This is a genomic window from Gemmatimonadales bacterium (assembly GCA_036265815.1).
GTDB lineage: Bacteria > Gemmatimonadota > Gemmatimonadetes > Gemmatimonadales > GWC2-71-9 > CAVVWJ01.
Genome location: DATAOI010000011.1, coordinates 25,794 through 45,777 on the forward strand (window position 1 = coordinate 25,794; position 19,984 = coordinate 45,777).

Annotated in this window: 20 protein-coding genes and 1 tRNA gene; 20 read left to right on the forward strand and 1 reads right to left on the reverse strand. The window is 69.2% G+C overall.

Translation table 11 applies throughout. The features are described from left to right. From VHR41_01530 to recN, 10 genes are all read left to right on the forward strand, one after another. Entirely contained in the window at window positions 1-312 is a 312-nt protein-coding gene (locus VHR41_01530; GenBank protein ID HEX3232847.1) for a hypothetical protein, read from the forward strand. After that, window positions 309-620 (forward strand): cell division protein ZapA, encoded by a 312-nt coding sequence (locus tag VHR41_01535; GenBank protein HEX3232848.1) that lies wholly within the window; start codon window positions 309-311, stop codon window positions 618-620. The genes VHR41_01530 and VHR41_01535 overlap by 4 nt, the downstream gene beginning before the upstream one ends. 12 nt (window positions 621-632) lie before the next feature. Next, a complete protein-coding gene (gene rny, locus VHR41_01540) occupies window positions 633-2,213 on the forward strand; it encodes a ribonuclease Y (GenBank protein HEX3232849.1) in 1,581 nt (526 codons plus the stop codon). Beyond that, window positions 2,210-3,097, forward strand: a complete 888-nt coding sequence (gene folD, locus VHR41_01545) for a bifunctional methylenetetrahydrofolate dehydrogenase/methenyltetrahydrofolate cyclohydrolase FolD (GenBank protein ID HEX3232850.1) — start codon at window positions 2,210-2,212, stop codon at window positions 3,095-3,097. Before rny ends, folD begins: the two co-directional genes overlap by 4 nt. A 64-nt stretch (window positions 3,098-3,161) precedes the next feature. Further along, window positions 3,162-4,262 carry an exodeoxyribonuclease VII large subunit gene (xseA, locus tag VHR41_01550; GenBank protein HEX3232851.1) on the forward strand — a complete coding sequence of 367 codons (1,101 nt, stop codon included), beginning with the start codon at window positions 3,162-3,164 and terminating at the stop codon, window positions 4,260-4,262. Beyond that, on the forward strand, window positions 4,259-4,474 hold the full coding sequence (gene xseB, locus VHR41_01555) for an exodeoxyribonuclease VII small subunit (GenBank protein HEX3232852.1): 216 nt from the start codon (window positions 4,259-4,261) through the stop codon (window positions 4,472-4,474). The genes xseA and xseB overlap by 4 nt, the downstream gene beginning before the upstream one ends. After that, on the forward strand, window positions 4,467-5,378 hold the full coding sequence (locus VHR41_01560) for a farnesyl diphosphate synthase (GenBank protein HEX3232853.1): 912 nt from the start codon (window positions 4,467-4,469) through the stop codon (window positions 5,376-5,378). The genes xseB and VHR41_01560 overlap by 8 nt, the downstream gene beginning before the upstream one ends. Before the next feature lie 73 nt (window positions 5,379-5,451). Further along, entirely contained in the window at window positions 5,452-7,350 is a 1,899-nt protein-coding gene (gene dxs / locus VHR41_01565; protein ID HEX3232854.1) for a 1-deoxy-D-xylulose-5-phosphate synthase, read from the forward strand. After that, on the forward strand, window positions 7,347-8,216 hold the full coding sequence (locus tag VHR41_01570; protein HEX3232855.1) for an NAD(+)/NADH kinase: 870 nt from the start codon (window positions 7,347-7,349) through the stop codon (window positions 8,214-8,216). The genes dxs and VHR41_01570 overlap by 4 nt, the downstream gene beginning before the upstream one ends. Before the next feature lie 63 nt (window positions 8,217-8,279). Further along, complete coding sequence (gene recN, locus VHR41_01575) at window positions 8,280-9,950, forward strand: DNA repair protein RecN (GenBank protein ID HEX3232856.1); 1,671 nt, start codon at window positions 8,280-8,282, stop codon at window positions 9,948-9,950. Window positions 9,951-9,954: 4 nt separating this feature from the next. Here recN and VHR41_01580 read toward each other — a convergent pair whose 3' ends face one another. Continuing rightward, entirely contained in the window at window positions 9,955-11,475 is a 1,521-nt protein-coding gene (locus tag VHR41_01580) for a hypothetical protein (protein ID HEX3232857.1), read from the reverse strand. A 57-nt stretch (window positions 11,476-11,532) separates the two neighbouring features. Between VHR41_01580 and VHR41_01585 the strand changes: the two genes are divergently transcribed. The 10 genes from VHR41_01585 to VHR41_01630 all read left to right on the forward strand — a co-directional run bounded on the left by VHR41_01585 (window position 11,533) and on the right by VHR41_01630 (window position 19,976). Further along, window positions 11,533-12,678, forward strand: a complete 1,146-nt coding sequence (locus VHR41_01585; protein HEX3232858.1) for a galactokinase family protein — start codon at window positions 11,533-11,535, stop codon at window positions 12,676-12,678. 15 nt (window positions 12,679-12,693) lie between these two features. Continuing rightward, window positions 12,694-12,777: transfer RNA gene (locus VHR41_01590), tRNA-Leu, on the forward strand. A 31-nt stretch (window positions 12,778-12,808) separates the two neighbouring features. Continuing rightward, the gene (locus VHR41_01595) at window positions 12,809-13,402 is read left to right on the forward strand and encodes a cupin domain-containing protein (GenBank protein ID HEX3232859.1); all 594 of its coding nucleotides are present in this window, start codon (window positions 12,809-12,811) and stop codon (window positions 13,400-13,402) included. A 484-nt stretch (window positions 13,403-13,886) separates the two neighbouring features. Next, the gene (locus VHR41_01600) at window positions 13,887-14,849 is read left to right on the forward strand and encodes a hypothetical protein (protein HEX3232860.1); all 963 of its coding nucleotides are present in this window, start codon (window positions 13,887-13,889) and stop codon (window positions 14,847-14,849) included. Window positions 14,850-14,908: 59 nt separating this feature from the next. Further along, window positions 14,909-15,547 (forward strand): hypothetical protein, encoded by a 639-nt coding sequence (locus tag VHR41_01605; protein HEX3232861.1) that lies wholly within the window; start codon window positions 14,909-14,911, stop codon window positions 15,545-15,547. A 74-nt stretch (window positions 15,548-15,621) separates the two neighbouring features. Next, entirely contained in the window at window positions 15,622-16,674 is a 1,053-nt protein-coding gene (locus VHR41_01610; protein HEX3232862.1) for a hypothetical protein, read from the forward strand. Window positions 16,675-16,685: 11 nt separating this feature from the next. Further along, complete coding sequence (locus tag VHR41_01615; protein ID HEX3232863.1) at window positions 16,686-17,552, forward strand: acetoacetate decarboxylase family protein; 867 nt, start codon at window positions 16,686-16,688, stop codon at window positions 17,550-17,552. Then, window positions 17,549-18,052, forward strand: coding sequence for a hypothetical protein (locus VHR41_01620; protein ID HEX3232864.1), 504 nt, complete (start codon window positions 17,549-17,551; stop codon window positions 18,050-18,052). The genes VHR41_01615 and VHR41_01620 overlap by 4 nt, the downstream gene beginning before the upstream one ends. Next, window positions 18,049-18,429: a hypothetical protein gene (locus VHR41_01625; protein HEX3232865.1), complete on the forward strand. Its 381-nt coding sequence runs from the start codon at window positions 18,049-18,051 to the stop codon at window positions 18,427-18,429. The genes VHR41_01620 and VHR41_01625 overlap by 4 nt, the downstream gene beginning before the upstream one ends. Further along, a complete protein-coding gene (locus VHR41_01630) occupies window positions 18,426-19,976 on the forward strand; it encodes a patatin-like phospholipase family protein (GenBank protein HEX3232866.1) in 1,551 nt (516 codons plus the stop codon). Before VHR41_01625 ends, VHR41_01630 begins: the two co-directional genes overlap by 4 nt. The last annotated feature ends 8 nt before the right edge of the window (window positions 19,977-19,984 follow it).

The following is a 19,984-nucleotide window of genomic DNA, read 5'->3' on the forward strand; positions in this document are numbered from 1 at the left end:
GTGGCGTACTCCTACGACCGTCCCGACATACCGGCACTGGCGGAGCTGGAAAAGGTCCTCCATAACATCGCGGAGGAGCTGGCCGGCTGGCGCCGCCGGAGCCTCCGCGCGGAGGCCGAGCTCAAGGAGGCGCAGGCCAGCGGGGGCGTGGTGGCGGGGGCCGAGCTCAAGGAGGCCCGCCACCGGGTGGTCGAGCTGGAGACGGAGAATCAGGCCCTGCGCCAGCGCATCGATGCCGCCAAGGAGCGCCTCCGGGTGCTGGCCGCGCGGCTCTCGTTTCTGGAGCAGCACGGAGGAGGAAACGCGGCATGAGCAGCGCCAAGAACGCCGTCCGGGTCACCATCGGCGGCGAGGAGTATACGGTCCGATCCGAGCTGCCCCCGGAGTACACCCGGGAGGTCGCGGCATATCTCGATGCCGCGCTCAAGCGGGTGCGGGACTCGCTCCCCTCGGTGGAGACCCACAAGGCCGCCATCCTGGCGGCGCTGTCGATCACCGATGAGCTTTTCCAAGCCCGCCGCGGCGATCGTGAAGTCGCCACCCGGTTGACCGCCATGGCGGACGAGTTCGCCCGTCTGCTCCCGCCCGCCAAACGCGGCGGCCGCGCCGCCGTCTCCTAGCGGAGTTCCTCGATGCCCTCGTCCCTCCTCCTGTCCGGTCTCGCGGGGGTGGCTGCCGGTCTGTTGCTTGGGCTCATCGGGCTGGCGCTCTATGCCCGTGGCCAGCGGCGCGCCGCCACCGGGGTGCTCGCCATGGCGCGGGCCGAGGCCGAGCGGATCCGGCACGAGGCCGGCCGGGAGGCGGAGGCCGGAAAGTCTCAGCTGCTGGTGGACGCGCGGATCGAGGCCCTGACCTTGCGCGACGAGATCGACCGCGAGATCCAGCGCCGGCGAGAGGAGCTGGAGCGGCACGAGCGCCGGGCCGAGGAACGCGGGAGGGCCCAGGAGCGCAAGGTCGAAGAGATCGACACTCGGGAGCGCAATCTCACCAAGCGCGAGGAGACGCTGGCCCAGCGGGATCAGGCGCTCCGCTCCCGCGAGGGCGAGGCCGACCGGCTGGCGCTGGAGCAGCGGCAGAAGCTGGAGCGGATCGCCGGGCTCACGGCGGAGGACGCCCGGCGCGAGATCCTCCAGCGGGTCGAAGACGAAGCCCGGGGCCAGGCGGCCGCCCTCGCCCGCGACATCAAGGAGCAGGCCAAGCGGGGCGCCGACCGGGAGGCCCGCCGGATCATCTCGATCGCCATCCAGCGTCTGGCGGCGGAGCACACCGCGGAGACGACCGTCGCGGCGGTGACGCTGCCCAACGACGAGATGAAAGGCCGGATCATCGGGCGGGAGGGCCGCAACATCCGCGCATTCGAGACCGTCACCGGGGTCGACGTCATCATCGACGACACCCCCGATACCGTGATCATCTCCTGTTTCGACCCCATCCGCCGGGAAGTGGCGCGGCGCTCGCTCGCGGCCCTGATCCAGGACGGAAGAATCCATCCGGGACGGATCGAGGAGCTGGTGGCCAAGGCGCAGAAGGAGCTGGAAGGGCAGCTGGTGGAGCTGGGTGAGCAGGCGGCCTACGACACCGGCATCCACGGACTCCACCCGGAGATGGTCAAGCTGATCGGCCGGATGCGGTACCGCACCTCCTACGGGCAGAACATCTACGATCACTCCAAGGAAGTCGCCTGGCTGGCCGGCATGATGGCGGCGGAGCTGCACCTCGACGTGCTGCTGGCCAAGCGGGGCGGCCTGCTGCACGACGTCGGCAAGGTGCTGACCCACGACAACGAGGGCACCCACGTGGAGCTCGGCGTGGAAGTGGCGCGGCGATACGGCGAGACCGCCGCCGTGATCAACTGCATCCAGGCCCACCATGACGACGTCCCCCACGAGAGCGCGGAATCGGTCCTGGTGCAGGCGGCCGATGCCATCAGTGGAGCCCGTCCCGGTGCCCGCCGGGAGGCGTTCGAGACGTACGTGAAGCGGCTCACCCGGCTGGAGGAGATCGCCAACACCTTCCCAGGGGTGGAAAAGAGCAACGTCATCCAGGCCGGCCGCGAGGTGCGCGTCGTGGTCACCCCGGAGCGGATCGACGACGATGCGGCGGCCGCGCTCTCCGAGTCGATCGCCCGCAAGATCGAGAACGAGCTGCAGTACCCCGGCCAGATCAAGGTCGTGGTGATCCGGGAGACGCGATCGGTGGACTACGCCCGATGACCGCGCGGGTGCTCGACGGCGCGCCGATCGCCGACGCGATCCGGGCCGAGGTGGCGGCGCAGGTGAAGCGGCACCGGGAGCGCGGACAGCAGCCCGGACTGGCGGTAGTGATTGTCGGCGAGAACCCCGCGAGCCAGGTCTACGTCCGGGCCAAGGGCAAGGCGTGCGAGGAAGCCGGGATGCACTCGGAGACCGTGCGGCTCCCGCAGGAGACCTCCGAGGCGGAGCTGCTGGCCGTGGTGGACCGGCTCAACGCCGACCCGCGGATCCACGGGTTCCTGGTGCAGCTCCCGTTACCGGCGCACATCAACGGGGAGCGGGTGCTCAACCGGGTAAACCCCGCCAAGGACGTGGACGGCTTCCATCCGGTGAACGTCGGCAAGCTGGTGATCGGCGACCCGACGGCGCTCCGTCCCGCCACGCCGTTCGGGGTGCAGCAGATGCTGCTCCGCTCCGGCATCGACACCAAGGGCGCCAACGCTGTCATCGTGGGTCGCTCCAACATCGTGGGCAAGCCGATGGCCAACCTGCTGATTCAGCCCGGCAAGGGGGGCGATGCCACGGTGACCGTCTGCCACTCCAAGTCCAAGGACCTGCCGGCCGTCTGCCGCGCCGCCGATCTCCTGGTCGTCGCCATGGGGAAGCCCGAGTTCGTCACCGCTGACATGGTCCGGCCGGGTGCCGTGGTCATCGACGTGGGAATCAACCGGGTGGACGATCCGACCCAGCCCAAAGGGTATCGGATCGTGGGCGACGTGGCCTACGGCCCGGTCTCCGAGGTGGCCTCCGCCATCACTCCGGTGCCGGGCGGGGTGGGCCGCATGACCATCGCCATGCTGCTGCAGAACACGCTCCAGGCCTTCCAGCAGGCAGAGTCCCACTAGCTTCCTCCCGATGGCACTCTCACTTCCGTTCCCCCCTATGGCCCCGGCGGCCGAGGTCTGGTCCGTGAGCCGGCTCAACGCGGCGGTCAAGCGCGTGGTCGAGGGCGAGCTCATGCCGATGTGGGTGCGGGGCGAGGTGGTAGGGCTCAAGGCCTGGCCCAGCGGCCATTGGTACTTCACCCTGCGCGACGCGACCAGCCAGGTGCGCTGCTGCATGTGGAGACTCAACGCGGAGCGGGCCGGCAAGCCGCCCGCGGACGGCACCGAGGTCTTCGTGCTCGGCCGCCCAGGGATCTACGAGGCCAAGGGCGAGTTCCAGCTCAACGTCCAACGCATCCTTCCGACGGCAGCGATCGGCCGGCAGCAGCAGGAGCTGGAGCGGGTGAAGGCGGCGTTGCAGAAGGAAGGCCTCTTCGACCTCGCCCGGAAGCGACCGCTCCCCGAGTATGCCTCCGCCGTCGCGGTGGTGACCAGCACGGCGGGCGCGGCGCTGCGGGACATCATCACCGTGAGTCGGAAACGCTGGCCCTGTGCCCGTATCCTGGTGCTCGGCGCGCGAGTGCAGGGCGAGGGGGCGGTCGAGGAGCTGGTGCGCGCGCTGCGGCTGGTGAATCGTCTCGAGGTCGACCTCTGCATCATCGGGCGCGGCGGCGGCGACAAGGAGGACCTCGCGGCGTTCAACGCCGAGGCGGTGTGCCGTGCCCTGGCCGCGGTGCGGGTTCCGACCATCTCCGCCGTGGGACACGAAGTCGACGTCTCCTTCACCGATCTGGTGGCCGACGTCCGCGCGGCCACGCCCTCCGCCGCGGCCGAGCTCGCCTTCGCCGACCGGCGCGAGGTGCTGCGCCAGCTCGACGATCTGGCGGCGCGCCTCGCTGCCGGCCTGGGCGGCCGAGCGCGACTCGCCACCGAGCGGCTGGAGCGAACCGGTGACCGGATGCACGGCGCCATCGCGACGCTGGTTCAGCAGCACCATCACCAGCTCGAACGGCTCGCCGCGCAGCTCGACGCGTTGAGTCCGCTCCGGGTTCTCGACCGGGGATATGCCGTCGCGTTGCGCCCCGACGGCCGGGTGCTCAAGCGCCGGGCCGAGTTCCTGCCCGGCGAGCGCTTCCGTCTGCGGGTGGCGGACGGCGACGTCCCCTCCCGCGTGGAGTCCGAATGACCACCATCGCCGAAGAGCTCGCGCGGCTGGAGGTGATCGTGCGCCGGCTCGAATCCGAGGACGTCGAGCTGGACGCGGCCCTCGCGCTGTTCGAGGAAGGGGTGCGCCGCCTCCGCGCCGCGCGCGAGCGGCTCGTGGCCGCCGAACTGCAGGTGCAGAGCGTGCTGGGGGAGGCGGGCGGCGATCTTCGAACCGCCGAGCTGGATGACTGAGGCCCCCGCGCTGATGTCGGCCGAGCTGCTTGCGGAGGCGCGCGAGTGTACCGACCGACTGCTGGGGGAGTGGGCCGATCGCCTGCAGGAGACGCTGGGGGGCCGCCGCGGCGAGGCGCTGGCGTATGCCCTTCGCACGCCGGGGAAGCGGGTCCGCGCGGCGCTGGTGCTGGCGGCCTACCGCTCGGTGGGCGGACGGTCACCCGACATCGCAGGGGTGGCCGCGGCGGTGGAGACGGTGCACACCTATTCGCTGGTGCATGACGATCTCCCCTGCATGGATGATGACGACCTCCGCCGCGGCCGGGCCACCACCCATCGTCGCTTCGACGTGGCCACGGCCACCCTGGTGGGTTTCCTGCTGGTGCCGGTCGCGGCCCAGGTACTCGCCGCTGCGGCACAGGATCTCCGCCTGCCGGCCACCGCGCTGGGCCGGATGGCCGCCGAGCTCTTTCAGGCCGGCGGCATCGAGGGGATGGTCGGGGGACAGTGGCTGGACCTGGAGGCCGAGCGGCGGTCGCTCGATCTGGGTCAGCTCATCACGGTGCATCGGGGGAAGACGGGGGCGCTGATCCGCGCCTCCTGCATCCTCGGCGGCATGGCGGCGGAGGCGGACCTCCCGCAGCTCGGCGCGCTCGCCGCCTTCGGCGGCGATATCGGCCTCGCCTTCCAGGTGGCCGACGACGTGCTCGACGCCACCGGGACCAGCGAAGAGCTGGGCAAGACGGCTGGCCGGGACGCCGAGCTCGCCAAATCCACCTACGTTGGGCTCCTCGGGGTGGACGGGGCCCGCCAGGAGGCGGAGCGGCTGGCCGGGCGGGCGGTCGAGCACCTGCGTACGGCGGGCATCACCTCGGGGGCACTGGGGGCTTTGGCGGAGTATATTGTGAGCAGGAGCTCGTAGTGCTGGCGGAATGGCCTCACGATCACACCATCGCCACCCGCTCCGGATGCCGACTACCGACCCCAGACCCCCGATGACCCTTCTCTCCGCCATCAACTCCCCTGCCGACCTCAAGCGCCTCAAGCGCGAGCAGCTTCCCCAGCTCGCCCAGGAGATCCGCGAGCGGCTGATCGAGTGCGTCTCGCTCACCGGCGGCCACATCGGCGCCAGCCTGGGCGTGGTGGAGCTGTGCGTGGCGCTGCTCTACGAGTTCGACTCGCCGCGAGACAAGATCGTGTGGGACGTCGGCCACCAGGCGTACGCCTGGAAGCTGCTCACCGGACGCAACGACCCGTTTCCCACCCTGCGTCAGCGCGACGGGATCTCCGGCTTCCTCAAACGGAGCGAGAGCGAGCACGACCAGTTCGGCGCCGGTCACGCCGGTACCGCGATGTCCGCGGCGCTGGGCATGGCTACGGCCCGGGACCTCAAGAGCGAGGACCACAAGGTGGTGGCCGTGGTGGGTGACGGCGCGCTCACCTGCGGACTCTCCTACGAGGGGATGAACAATGCCGGCCATTCCGAGCGCGACATCATCCTGATCGTGAACGACAACGGGATGTCGATCTCGCCCAACGTCGGCGCCATCAGCAAGACCCTGGGGCGGATCGTGGCCGACCCGCGGATCAATCGGCTGCGGGAGAAGATCAAGGGCCTGACCTTCGCGCTCGGCGGCGTGTTCGGCGAGGGTGTGGTGGACTTCGCCAAGAACGTCGAGGAAAGCGTCAAGAACCTCTTTTCGCCGGGGATGCTGTTCGAGGAGCTGGGCTTCCGCTACTTCGGCCCGATCGACGGGCACGACCTGGGCAAACTGTGCGACACCTTGCGCTTCGTCCGCGGCATGAAAGGCCCCCGGGTGATCCACGTCATGACCCAGAAGGGCAAAGGGTTCGCCTTCGCGGAGTCCAACCAGGAAAAGTGGCACGGGCTCGCGGCGTACGATCCCGTCACCGGCGAGGCCCGCAAGAAGGCGAGCGGCCCTCCCACCTGGACGCAGGTGTTCGGCGACGGGCTCACCGCGCTGGCGAGCGAGCATCCCGAGATCGTGGCCATCACGGCGGCGATGCCGTCCGGCACCGGCACCAATGTGTTCCAGAAGAAGTATCCCGAGCGGTTTTTCGACGTGGGGATCGCGGAAGGACACGCGGTGACCTTCGCCGGCGGCCTCGCTACCCAGGGCATCAGACCGGTGGTGGCGATCTACAGCACCTTTCTCCAACGGGCCTACGACAACGTCATCCACGACATCGCCGTGCAACACCTGCCGGTGATTTTCTGCATGGATCGGGCGGGGCTGGTGGGCGAAGACGGCCAGACCCACATGGGCCTGTACGACATCGCCTACATGCTGGCGGTGCCGGGAATGACGGTCACCGCGCCCAAGGATGGCGAGGAGCTGATCGGACTGCTGCGCACGGCACTGGCGCACAGCGACGGTCCGTTCTGCACCCGATATCCGCGGGACAAGGCGCCCGCCGAGCCGCGCGCCGCGGGCGAGATCCGGCCGGTGCCCTACGGCACCTGGGAGCAGCTCCGGAGCGGCAAGGATGTCGCCATCCTCGCGGTCGGGACCATGGTGCAGCCTGCGCAGGGCGCGGCGGAGCTGCTCGCGGCCGACGGGATCGACTGCGCGGTGATCAACTGCCGTTTCCTGAAGCCGCTCGACCAGGCGATGCTGGAGGCGCTGCTGCAGGAGCACCGGACCATCGTCACGGTCGAGGAGGGCACGATCGTCAACGGCTTCGGCGCCTGTCTCGCCGAGACGCTCCAGACCACCTATCCGGAGGTGCGGGTGGTCGCCCTCGGCGTGCCAGACCGTCTGGTCGAGCAGGCTCCCCGGCCGGAGCAGCTCGAGCTCTTCGGCCTCACCGCGGCGGGCATTGCCCGGCGGATCACGGCGCTCCAGCACGAGGAGAGCCTCGAGGCTCGATGAAGGTCGGCGTCGTCGGGAATCCGCGGTACCGCGATCTCAAGGCCGTCCTGGAGCAGGTCGCCGACCAGGCGCCCGCGCGCGGGATCATGCTGTACACCGAGGAGCGGCTCTGCGAATTCTGGAACCGAGAGGTTCCGGTCTTCGAGGGAGTAGACCTCGATGCCCTGATCACCTTCGGCGGGGATGGCACGCTGCTCCGCGGAGCCCGTCTGCTCGGCGCCCGCGAGACCCCGATCCTCGGCATCAATCTCGGGCGGGTCGGTTTTCTCACCACGGCCACCCGGCCGACGCTCGATCCCGCGCTCGATGCGCTGGTGGGCGGGCGCTACGTGATCGAGCGGCGTCAGGCGCTTCAGGCGGAGATCAAGGACGGCGCCGGCAACGGGCGCGCGCTCCAGATGGCCATGAACGACGTGGCCGTGCACAAGGGCGGCGTGGCCAGGGTGATCCGGGTCAACGTCTTCATCCAGGGCGAAAACGTCGGACCCTATAGCGCCGATGGCCTCATCGTCGCCACGCCAACGGGGTCGACCGCGTACAGTCTGAGCGCCGGCGGCCCGATCGTGGTGCCCGGGGTGGAGGCGATGGTGGTGACTCCCATCGCGGCCCACACCCTGGCGGTGCGCCCGCTGGTGGTACCGTCCTCCTATCGCATTGTGATCGAACCGATGGCCGGCTGGTCCGAGGACCTGCTGGTCTCCTTCGACGGGCAGACCGGAACCACGCTCGCGCCGGGCGAGAGCGTGGACGTGCGGCGCGCCGATCATCGGGTCTGTCTCATCCGTCTGGGTGGGGACGGCTTTTTCGGGCGGATGCGCCAGAAGCTCCACTGGGGCGATCTCTCGGGGAGGGGCGAGGGGCCGTGAGCCGGCGGCGGGGTGCTCTTCTCCGCATGACATCTCAGTCGACCTGAACCACGCTGCACACCCATGCTCACCGAGCTCCGCGTCCGCGACCTCGCGACCATCGCCGACGTTACCCTGCACCTCGGTCCCGGCCTCAACGTCCTCACCGGCGAGACCGGGGCGGGGAAGTCGATGCTGGTGGACGCGCTCGCCTTACTGCTCGGTGAGCGCGCCGCCAGCGGCAGCGTCCGCCCAGGGGCAGGTAAGGCGATCATCGAGGGCGCCTTCGAGGGGATCGACGGACCTACCCGGCGCGCCATCGAAGCCCTGGGGCTGGACGTGGAGGATGGGCGGGTGGTCGTGCGCCGCGAGGTCTCCGCCGAGGGGCGCTCGCGGGCCTGGGTGAACGGCAGCCCCACAACCGCCGCCGTCCTGGCGCAGCTGGGCGCGCTGCTGGTGGACCTCCACGGACAGCACGAGACCCAATCCTTACTCCACGCCGATGCGCAGCGGGACATTCTCGACAGCTTCGCCCACGCGGAAGCGGAGCGCGCGGCGGTGGCCGAGGCGCATCGCGCCGTTGCCGCGCTCCGGACCGAGGAAGCGGCGCTCGCCTCGAGACGGGACGAGGTGCGCCGCCGGGCCGACTATCTCCGCCACGTCGTCGGTGAGATCGATCGGGCGAAGCTCAGGCCGAACGAGGACGCGGCGCTGCAGGTGGAGGCCCGCCGGCTGAGCCAGGCAGGTGCGCTGGCGGAACAGGCGCAGCGGATCGCTGATGCGCTCGAGGGCGACGGCGGGAACGCACTCGCCGCCCTGGCGGCGGCGGACCGCGCGCTGGGCGGGCTCGAGAAGGTCGATCCCGCCTGCGCCGCCTGGCGCGAGATGCTCGACGCCGCGTACGCCAACCTCTCGGAGCTCGCCCGGCTCGCGGCGACGTACGCCGAGGAGGTGGCGGAAGATCCGGGGCGGCTGGCGGAGGTGGAACAGCGGCGCGATCTGATCTTCCGGCTGAGTCAGAAGTACGGCGCAACGGTTGAGGCGGTGCTGGCCACCCGCGAGCAATCGGCCGCGGAGCTCGACCTGCTGGACACGGCGGACGTCGATCTCAAGGCGCTCGCCGCCAGACGCGGCGCGGCGGAGAGCGCACTCGCCGCGGCGGCCGCATCGTTGAGCGCCCGCCGCAGGGATGCAGCCGACCGGCTCGCGCGCGCGGTGAATCGGCTGCTGCCACAGCTCGGGCTCGCAGGAGGCAAGCTCTCGGTGACGCTTGGCGCGCTTTCCGAGCCGACCGCGCTTGGCCAGGAGAGCGTGGTGTTCGACGTGCGGCTCAACCTGGGGCTCGAGGCCAAGCCGCTCGCGCGGGTCGCGTCGGGTGGCGAGCTCTCCCGGCTCATGCTGGCGCTCAAGGTGGTGCTGGTGCGGCACGACGCCATCGCGACGCTGGTGTTCGACGAGGTCGACCAGGGTATCGGGGGCGAGGTCGGGGCTCAGGTAGGGGCAGCACTGGCGGAGGTGGCAGAACGACACCAGGTGCTGGTCATCACCCACTTGCCACAGATCGCCGCGCGGGGGGACCAGCACCTGGTGGTCTCGAAAGAGGCCCGCGGTGGCATCGCCACCAGTGACGTGCAGGCGACCCATGGTGAGGACCGCGTCGCCGAGATCGCGCGCATGCTGGGTGATACGGAAGGCGAGGCGGCTCGGCGCCACGCCCAGGCACTGCTGCGGAAGGAGGGGAAGGTGCGCCGCTAGGAGATCAGAACAACCCGAAGTACACCCGGAACAACGCCCGCATGGTATGCCGGTTGGGCACTCGGCCGCCGCTCGCCCGCACCACCCGCTCGTAGGACCATCCCGCATCCACCGGCAACCCCTCCCCTCCCGGCCGCAGTCTTCCGAGGTTGGAGTAGGTGAGCCCGATCCCCAGCACCGTCGCGCTCGCCTTGGTTTCCTCCGCCAGCACGGCGGCGGCGACGCCCGGGATCGAGTCCTGGGTGGTCGCGTAGGTCACCGCGTCACCGCCGCGCGACCAGTGGCGCACGCTTCCCTGGATCGCGAAGGTCTGTGCCAGCCGGACGAAAGGCCGGGCGGCGACCTCCACTACATCGCCCGGATCACGGTGCACGATGCGCAGCAGGTCGCTCGACGGGAACGGCTGCGATGGAGGCGCCACTCGCAGGAGATAGTCCGCGGCCAGCTGTCGATTGTAGTCGCCCTCGAGCCGCATCCCCCAGCCCCCCGTGCCCAGGTCCGCCGTCATGCGTACTTCCAGGTCGGTCTGCCCTTCGCCGGTACCCAACGTGAGTAGCCGGTCACTGCGGGCGACCCTGCCGGTGGGGAACCGCACCAGACCCTGCACCGCCACGCGCGCGCCGCCCCGGTGGGTGCCTCGGTCCCAATGATCCAGCAAGGTGACCGCAGCTCCGCCTTCCGCGTCGCCCCGGAAGGTGACCTTCGACTCGCCTGTGCGGAGGCCGATCGGGTCGTGGACGTAGTCGAGCAGGTCGGTGGTCGTCACCGCGGCAGTGGGCAGCGCGGGCGCGGCCGTGAACCCGCTCACGCCGAGGGTGCCGCTGAGGACCGACTGCAGATCGGTCACTCTGCCGACGACGGCGGTGCCAGCGGTGCTCGTGGCGGTTGGCACGAACGCTGAAGCCGTCGCGGGATCGGAGAGCAGGCCGAAGAGATCCTCCCGCAACGCGGTACCGGAGGTGAGGGTGGACTGGGCGAGGGCCTTGGTGGTGGGATCGGCGTCATAATCCCCGGCCGCGATCCGGCTGCTCAGCGTGGCGAGCGCGCCGTCGAGCTCCTGGAAGAATCCGGCCTCAGACGTCTCGCCGGGATTGACGCCTGCGTCGCCGCTGCTGCCATCGAGGGTGATCGCGCTCTGCACCCGGGTCCGGACCAGCGGGATCCGGCCGAACACGGTGAGCCAGCGCGTCACCCCGAGTCCCAGGCCGAAGAACCCGCGGCTCTCGTCGGCCTGCGCGTCGGTGGTGAGCGTCCCTAGATTGAGGTGATAGTCGGTGTTACCGGTGATCCGGCCGATCCGCGCGTCCGCGTCGCTCAGCGGAGCGAGGAGGTTGCTGCCGAGCGCGGCGCTCGAGAGATCGGTGCCGAGGGGCTCGCGGATGCCGTCCCGATAGCGGGAGTCCCAGATGTCGATGGTTCCGTCGAGCTCCACCCGGACCACCCCGACCGGCACGCCCACCGGCGCGAGTTGAGCGCGAACGGCTCCCGGTACGAGCAGACAGGCGATCGTCCCCAGCCGCCGCACACAATGCCCCACAGTCCCTCCCAGGAGAAGCGGCTCGTCGTGCCAGCTCTATCGTCCGTGAGACTCGCAACTTCGCTCTATGCCGCGAGCTTTGGAAGCCGTCCCGGGGCCGCCGCGTCTGCGCCGGGGCGGCTGAATCTGCTGGGGGAGCATACTGAGTACAACGGCGGAGTGGTCCTGCCGATCGCGCTGGAGCGGCGGACGGCGGTGGCGGTGGCGCCGGCGCGCGACTGGGCGGTAGTATCTCAGCTCGATCGCATCCCCCTCGAGATCGATGTCCCCCAGGCGCTGCGGGGCGACTGGACCGACTACCTGGTCGGCGTCGTGCGGGAGCTGGAGGCGATCGGCGCGGCGCCGCTGGGCGCGCGGGTGGCGGTAGCCAGCACGTTGCCGGTCGGCGCGGGCCTCTCTTCGTCGGCCGCGCTCACCGTGGCAGCGGCGCGGGCGCTGAGCCAGTTGGCGGGGCGCCGACTCGCGCCCGCGCAGCTGCTCGAGATCGCTTACCGGGCGGAGCACGACCAGCTGGGGGTTCGCCGTGGACGGATGGACCAGACCATCGCCGCGCTGGGCATGCGGGGAACGGCGCTGCTGGTCGAGCTCGGCGTCGGCACCGTCGTCAGATTGCCGTTCCCGGGGCGGCTCTGGGTCGTAGAGACCGGCGTCTCCCACCCGCCGCCCGGGGACGAGCTCATCAACCAGCGGCGCCGTGAATGCGAGGAGGCGCTGGCGTTCTGCCGTGAGTGGCGGCTGGGGCTGCCTCACCTGGCGCAGCTCGCGCCGGGGGACCTGGAGGAGGTGGAACGCAGGCTGCCGCCGCCGCTGATCCCGCGGGTGCGGTATGTCGTGACCGAGACCGCACGGACCCGGGCGGCGGCCTCGGCACTCGCGGCGGGCGATCTGCCGGGCATCGGGCGGCTGATGGTCCAAGGCCACGAGTCGCTGCGGGTGGACTACCAGTACAGCGTGCCGGAAGCCGACCTGATCGTCCAGTCGGCCGTGGCGCACGGGGCCTGCGGCGCTCGGCTCAGCGGGGCAGGGTGGGGCGGGGCGGTTACAGTCCTGGCCCCCGAGGAGCGGGCCGCGCGGATCATGGCTGAGGTGGGCCGGGACTACGCGGACCGGTTCGGGCGGGTGCCGGACATGTGGAGCAGCCGTGCGGCGGCCGGGGTGCGGCGGGAGGCGTTGCCGGCGATGGTGGGATAGATTCCTCTGGCCTCCGCCCGGGTGGCGAAACTGGTAGACGCTCGAGACTTAAAATCTCTTGGGGGAAACCCCGTCCGGGTTCGAATCCCGGCCCGGGCATTGACCACACTCACGCGATGGGAGGTGCGGCATGAAAGCGTGGCTCGGAGCACTCGGCGTGCTCGCGGTGTTGGGGGGATGCAACCGGCGGCACGGTGAGGAAGTGACCCGCTCAGGTACCGACACCATCATCCGGAGCTCGACCGTCAAGGATACCACGGTCGTGCATGCGGACACCTCGATTGATGTCGACACCGTTCATAAGACGAACCACATCGCGGGCGCCGGGGACAGCGTCGGGGGGAAGGCACTCGAGTGGGGTCCGCAGCCGCCTGGCCTTCCGGCGGGAGCCCGAGTGGCCGTGGTTCGGGGCGATCCATCGAAGGCCGGACCCTTCACCATCCGAGTCGATCTGCCCGATGGTTATCAGATCAAGCCACACTGGCATCCGACCGCTGAGCGGCTCAGTGTCGTGGAGGGGAGCTTGCTCATGGGCGATGGGCGGGCATGGAGTGACAAGAGCATGCGGCCCTTGCAGCCTGGTCAGGTGGCCTCGTTGGCGGCACGTCACCCGCATTACGTGGAAGCCAACGGTCAGACCATGGTCGAGATCCGGAGCACGGGGCCGTTCGAGATCACCTACGTGAATGCGGACGACGACCCGCGGAAGGCACCGATACAATAACAGGTACAATGATGGCCGACCTCGGATCCGGGGTTATTCCTGTGTGCTCCTGGTCAACTGTACGGCCGAGCCCATCGGGCAGGTGTTCGGCTGGGTGTCGGATTCGGAAGCGTTTGTCGGCGCGCTCGGGAGAGTCGGCGTAGCGGCGCAAGCACCAGGTCGCTGATCCAGGCCTCCGCTCCCGGGCGAGCTCGACCAGCTCGGCTGTCGCAAAATCGTCCTCAAATGTCGCAAACGGGGCCTAGCCCAATCCCGGCCGCGGCCCCAACATGTAGAACCCCTCCCCTCTCACCCCGCTCGTCTCAGCACCAGAGGAGATCCATGGCTCCCGCTCTCCCAAGCGGCGGAGTCAGGCCAGTCTGCCCGGTGCCCTCGATCGTCTTCAGCCTGGTTGACCCGGTCGAGCACCGGGCCACCCGCCGCCGCACGCCCCAGCGAGCCAGACCGCACGTCCCTCACGTCCACTCATCATCCTGAGCGCGCCATGAACATCTCCATCATCAACCACACCGAAGGTCACATCAGTGACGAGGAGCTGCAGCAGACGATCCGCGCCATCAACCGGCAGATCCATGAGGACTTCGAGCCGTATTGGGGCATGCGCGCGACGCTCCGGCTGGAAGGCCGAAGCGCAGCCAAGCCGGAGACGGCGCAGCTCGCGGACATGCGAGGCGATGCGGTGATCTACCTCTGGAATGAGGCCGATGTCGACAACGCCTTGGGCTACCACTTCAAGAACAACTCTGGCGTGCCCTTCGGCTTCGTCTTCACCGAGATCTCCGAGAGCATCGGGGAGCCGTGGTCCGTCACCTTGTCCCACGAAGCCCTGGAGCTGCTGGGCGATCCGGAGACCAACCTGCTGGTGATCGGGCCGCACCCGACCGAGAAGCGCGACGTGTTCCACTGGTTCGAGATGTGCGACGCCGTTCAGGCCGAGAACTACGAGATCGACGGTGTGGCGCTCTCCAATTTCGTGCTGCCATTGTACTTCACCGGGACCCGCGAGACCGACGAGCCGGGCGCCCGCAACGACTTCCTGGGCCGCGGCCACGGCGGACAGACGCTCACCTCCTTCGGGATCAATCCCGGCGGTTACATCGGATTCTTCGACCCCCTGCTGGGGGATCACGACACCTTCAGTCTCAAGGGCGACATCGAGGCCCACAGACGCCTCGAGATCAAGGCCCGCGGTAAGGAGGCCCGGCGCTCCGTCCGCTACCGGAAGGTCGCCGAGCGCGAGGAGCTCCGCCGCCGCGCCGAAGTCAGTGCCACCGGCAAGCCGTTCCGCCCCGCGCCGAAGCCTGCGATGGCCTCGATCAGGGATCAGAAGCCGTTGCTGGCGCTGGCCGAGAAGGGACTGGAGGTTCGAATCCAGCCCGTGCGGACGGGTGGCAAGCCGGCAAACGGTGGCGGCAAGGGAAAGACGGCCAGGTTGCCGCGCAAGTAGGAGCGCCGGAGCGCTCCTTTCACGGGGATCATCGGCAGCGGTGCGCAACGGAGGGGGCAATGGCGGAGATCATCACCGAGGTCCAGCTGCAGAGGTTTCTGCCCAGTCTCAAGACCGGCCCGATGTGGACCACGGCCCTCAACGCCGCCATGTCGCGCTTCGAGATCAACTCCCGCGAGCGCGCCGCGGCCTTCCTCGCGCAGGTGGCGCACGAGTCCGCCGAATTCCAGCATCTGCACGAGAACCTGAGCTACCGGGCCACCCGGCTCATGGCGGTCTGGCCCAGGCGCTTTCCCACCCTCGACGCGGCCCGGCCCTTCGAGCGGCAGCCGGAGCGGCTGGCCAGCTTCGTGTACGCCAATCGCCTGGGGAACGGGGACGCGGCCAGCGGAGACGGGTGGCGCTTCCGGGGCCGCGGCCTGCTGCAGATCACCGGTCGCGGTAATTACCGGAGCTGTGGTCAGGCCCTCAATCTTCCGCTCGAGACCCAGCCGGAGCTGCTCGAGTCCGCCGAGCCGGCGGCGCTCGCGGCAGCGCAGTTCTGGCAGTCGCGCGGACTCAATCAGCTGGCGGACGACCGCAACGACGACAACGACGACGAGGACTTCGTGGCGATCAGCGTCGTCATCAATGGGGGACGGGCCGGATTGCCCGCGCGACGGGCCTACTGGGCGCGGGCAAAGGCGGCCCTGGCTTGACGGCCTAATGGCTCGTTCGTAAAGTTGGTCCCACCCCTCCACCTTCATCGAGAGCCGGCAGGAGTTCGCGTCGGATGGTTCAACCCCAGATCGCGCGCTCATCGAACCGCGACCAGGTCGTTCCGTTTACCGCGGGCGACGGGTTCGCCTGCAATCTGATCCACGTGCGCGGCGTCCTGCCTCCGACCCGTGGGCCGGTGCTCCTGGTGCACGGTGCCGGAGTGCGGGCCAACATCTTCCGGGCTCCCGTCCGCGTCTCGCTGGTCGATTACTTGGTCGAGCACGGCTACGACGTCTGGCTGGAGAACTGGCGCGCGAGCATCGATCTCGAGCCGAACCGCTGGACCCTGGACCAGGCGGCGGTCTTCGACCACCCGGTCGCCGTGCGGAAGGTGCTGGAGCTGACCGGGGCCAAGACACTCTCGGCGGTGGTGCATTGTCAGGGCTCCACCAGCTTCATGCTGGGCGCGGTGGCCGGACTGATGCCCGAGGTCACCACCATCGTCTCGAACGCGGTGTCGCTTCACCCGGTGGTGCCGGCGGTGTCGGCCCTCAAGCTCAAGCTGGCCATCCCGGTGGTGGCGCGACTCACCCCGTTTCTCGATTGCCAATGGGACCTGCACTCGCCGGGGCTTCTGCCCAAGATGATCACCGCGTTCGTGAAGCTGACCCACCACGAGTGCGATAACCTGGTGTGCCGCTACGCCAGCTTCACGTATGGCACCGGCTTTCCCACGCTCTGGCGGCACGAGAACCTCAACCGCGAAACCCATGAGTGGGTAAAGCAGGAATTCGCCCACGTGCCGCTCAGCTTCTTCCGGCAGATCCAGCGCAGCGTGGCGCAGGGCCGGCTCTCACCGGTGGAAGGGCGGCGGGAGCTGCCGGACGACGTGGTGAGCCGGCCGCCGCACACCGAGGCCCGGGTCGCCTTCTTCGCCGGCGAGCGCAACCGCTGTTTTCTGCCCGAGAGCCAGCGCCGCACCTTCGATCATTTCAACCGGCATCGTCCCGACTATCACGCGTTCCACGTGCTGGCGGGCTACGGACACCTGGATGTGTTCATGGGACAGAACGCCGCCAGCGACGTCTTCCCCATCATGCTGGCGGAGCTGCAGCGCCCCCACTGAGAGGAGCCGGTATGGCTGGTCCCGCACGGTTGCGTCAGCAGGCCGGGCGTCACGCGTTGGTGGATGGAATTCCGTTCACTCTGCCGGTCACCTGTACCCCATCGCCGGCGCTGATGGCCGCCTTCCCCATCAACCCGGAGCGCGCCGCCGCCCTCCTCGCCGGCAACGAGGTACACCCGTTCCGCCTGTGGAATCGCGGCCTGCTGGTGATCACGGTCATCGACTACCTCTCCACCAACATCGGCACCTACATCGAGTTCAGCATCGCGATCGCGTGCACCCACGGCCGGCGGCCCGCGCCTCGCCTGCTGCCGGCGCTGCTGATGAGGCATTACGGCACCGGGCAGTGCGTGATCGATCTGCCGGTCAGCACCGAGATTTCGGTCAAGGGTGGCAAGGGCATCTGGGGAATGCCGAAGCACCGGGCCAACCTGGATTTCACCGTGGGCGACCGGGTGGTGAGCAGCCAGTACGATCTCGACGGCGAGCTGGCGATGCGGATCGAGATCGACCGCCCCGCCCGGACCTGGCTGCCGGTCAACGTCGGCACCGCCAACTACTGCGCCTTCCGCGGGCTCCTGATGAAGTCCTACATCTACTTCCGGGGCCATCTGGGGATGGGGTTGCTGGGGAAGGCCCGCGCCCGGCTCACCCTGGGCGATCACCCGCGGCTGGCGCCGCTCAGGCAGCTGGAGATCGCACCCAAGCCGCTGTTCACCGCGTTCATCCCCGACGCCATCGGCGTGCTGGACGATCACTTCGAGAGCTGGTTCCTGTCCTTCCCCCAGCCGCCCACCGGGCCGCCCGAGGGAATGGAGAGCGTGGTGGATCTGGGCCTGGGCGAAGAGTGGCTCCCGCCGCCGGTGGCGGCGCGATGAGCCGGGGCGGGGGGGGCATGCGGCACCGACTCTACGTGCTCAACAACGCGCTGCTGTTCATGGGCGTCTCGATCTACTTCGGGACCGGCTGGTCCACCGCGATCTTCCAGTTCCCGGTGATGCCCTCGATGACGCCGGAGAATTACCGGCTGCACTTCCTCCCTCAGATCGCCGCGGCCACCAATTTCTTCACCTTTCTCGTCTCGCTCATGGTCACCACCTGCGTGATCATGATCGTGGTCGAGTGGAAGCGGCCGGGGCGCTGGCTCCCGGTCATGCTGCTGGCCGCCATCATCGGGGCCACCTGTCTCACCTACTTCGTGATCTTCCCGGTCAACGCCGTGCTCCGGGCCGGGATCACCGACCAGGAGATGCTCAACCAGGTGATCGCCCGCTGGAAGCTCCTGACCGAACTCCGGGTCGCCATCTGGAGCTTCGAATGGCTGCTGATGATGCTCTGGTTCGGGCGCAAGGCCTATCAGGCGGAGAGCGCCACATGATCGAGCGCACCACTCTCCGGCGCGTGCTGCTGCTCATCGCGGTGCTGACCGTGATCAGCGGGCTGGTGCAGGCGGTTGCGCCGGGCCGTCTGCTGAGCCTGCTCTCCGCCGAATCCACCGCCACCAGCCGTCACTTCTTCGGGATCGTGGGCATGTTCATGGTCCTGTTCGGGGGCCTGCTCTGGCACGCACTCACCAGCGGCTCGGCGCAACCGATCCCCGTGTTGTGGGCCGCCCTGCAGAAGTTCGGTGCCTCGGCCGCCGTGGGACTCGGCGTGATGCACGGCGTGTTCTCCCCAGTGGCCCTCGGCGTGGCCGGCTTCGACCTCCTCTCGGGCATTCTGGCGCTGATGTACTGGTGGATGGTGGCGGAGTGACCCGGCTCGCCGGCAGCCCCCCGGCCGAGTACAGCGGCCCCAAGCGGTCGCTGATCCTGGCGGGAGGCGGGATGCGGGTGGCCTACCAGGCCGGCGTGCTCCGCGCGTTGTTGGAAGAGGGTCTCTGCTTTCATCACGCCGACGGAACCTCCGGCGGGACGATCAACCTCGCCATGCTCTTCTCCGGCCTGTCGCCGGAGGAGATGTGCGATCGCTGGCGGACGCTCCAGGTGAAGGATTTCGTCTCCTTCCTGCCCCTTCGGGAGTACCTCAAGGGATTCGACGTCCAGGCGATGGGAGATGCCGACGGGATCATCCGAAAGGTCTTTCCCCACCTCGGCATCGACCCGGGGCGGATCAACGCCGCCAACGGGATGGCCGGCACCTTCAACGTCTGCAACTACACCAGGAAGACCAACGAGGCCATTCCCCACGACCAGGTGGACCTCGACCTGCTGGTCGCCGGGATCTCGCTGCCGATCTTCATGCCGGCGGTGGCCCGGAGGGGCAGCCTCTACGTCGACAGCGTCTGGATCAAGGACGCCAACCTCATGGAGGCGGTGCGGCGCGGGGCGGACGAGCTCTGGCTGGTCTGGTGCATCGGGAACACGCCGCACTATCGCGACGGGCCGTTCTACCAGTACGTGCACATGATCGAGATCTCCGCCAACGGGGCGCTGTTCGAGGAGTTCGACCGCATCCGCGAGATCAACCGGCGGATCGCGGCGGGCGAGCACGTCGACGGACGGACCCGTCCCATCATGCTGCACGTGATCCGGCCGGAGTTCCCGCTGCCGCTCGATCCCGACTTCTACCTCGGACGGATCGACGCGGCCACCCTGATCGAGATGGGATACCAGGATGCCTGCCGCTATCTCGCTACCCGCGCCCCGACAGGGGTCGCCTTCGAGCCGGGAGTCACTGCCATGAAGCCGTCGGCCGTCGGCATCACCTTCCGTGAGACCATGGAGGGTCCCTTCGCGCTGGGCGCCGGGACCGCGGAGGAGGGAGCGCGCCAGGGAGAGGCGGTCAAGCCCAAGACCATGCTCACGCTGCACGCCACGATCACGATCGAGGACCTGGACGCATTCATCGCCGATTCCCGGCACGGAGGACGGCTCACCGGATCGGTGAGCTTCCCGCCGATGGGCGATCGGATTCCGGCGCGGACCGGGGTGTTTCGTCTGTTCTCTCCCGCGGAAGACCCGCGGATGCGATACATGGTCTACGAGATGGGCTTCACCCACCAGGGCACCGACTACTATCTGGCCGGAAAGAAGCGGGTCAAGGACGATCCGGGGCCGGATCTCTGGGCCGATACCACCACCCTGTTCACCCTGCTGCATCGCGGCCGGGACGACCAGGGACCCGTCGTCGGTGCGGGCATCCTCAGGCTGAGCATACCGGACCTGATGCGGCTGGTCCCGACGATGCACGCGACCGGGGCGGAGTCGCTGACCCAATCCGCCGCCGCGCTGGCCCGCTTCGGCAAGTTCTTCCTGGGACAGCTGTGGGAGCGGTACGGTAGCCTTGCCCCACCGCGTTAGGGCGGGAG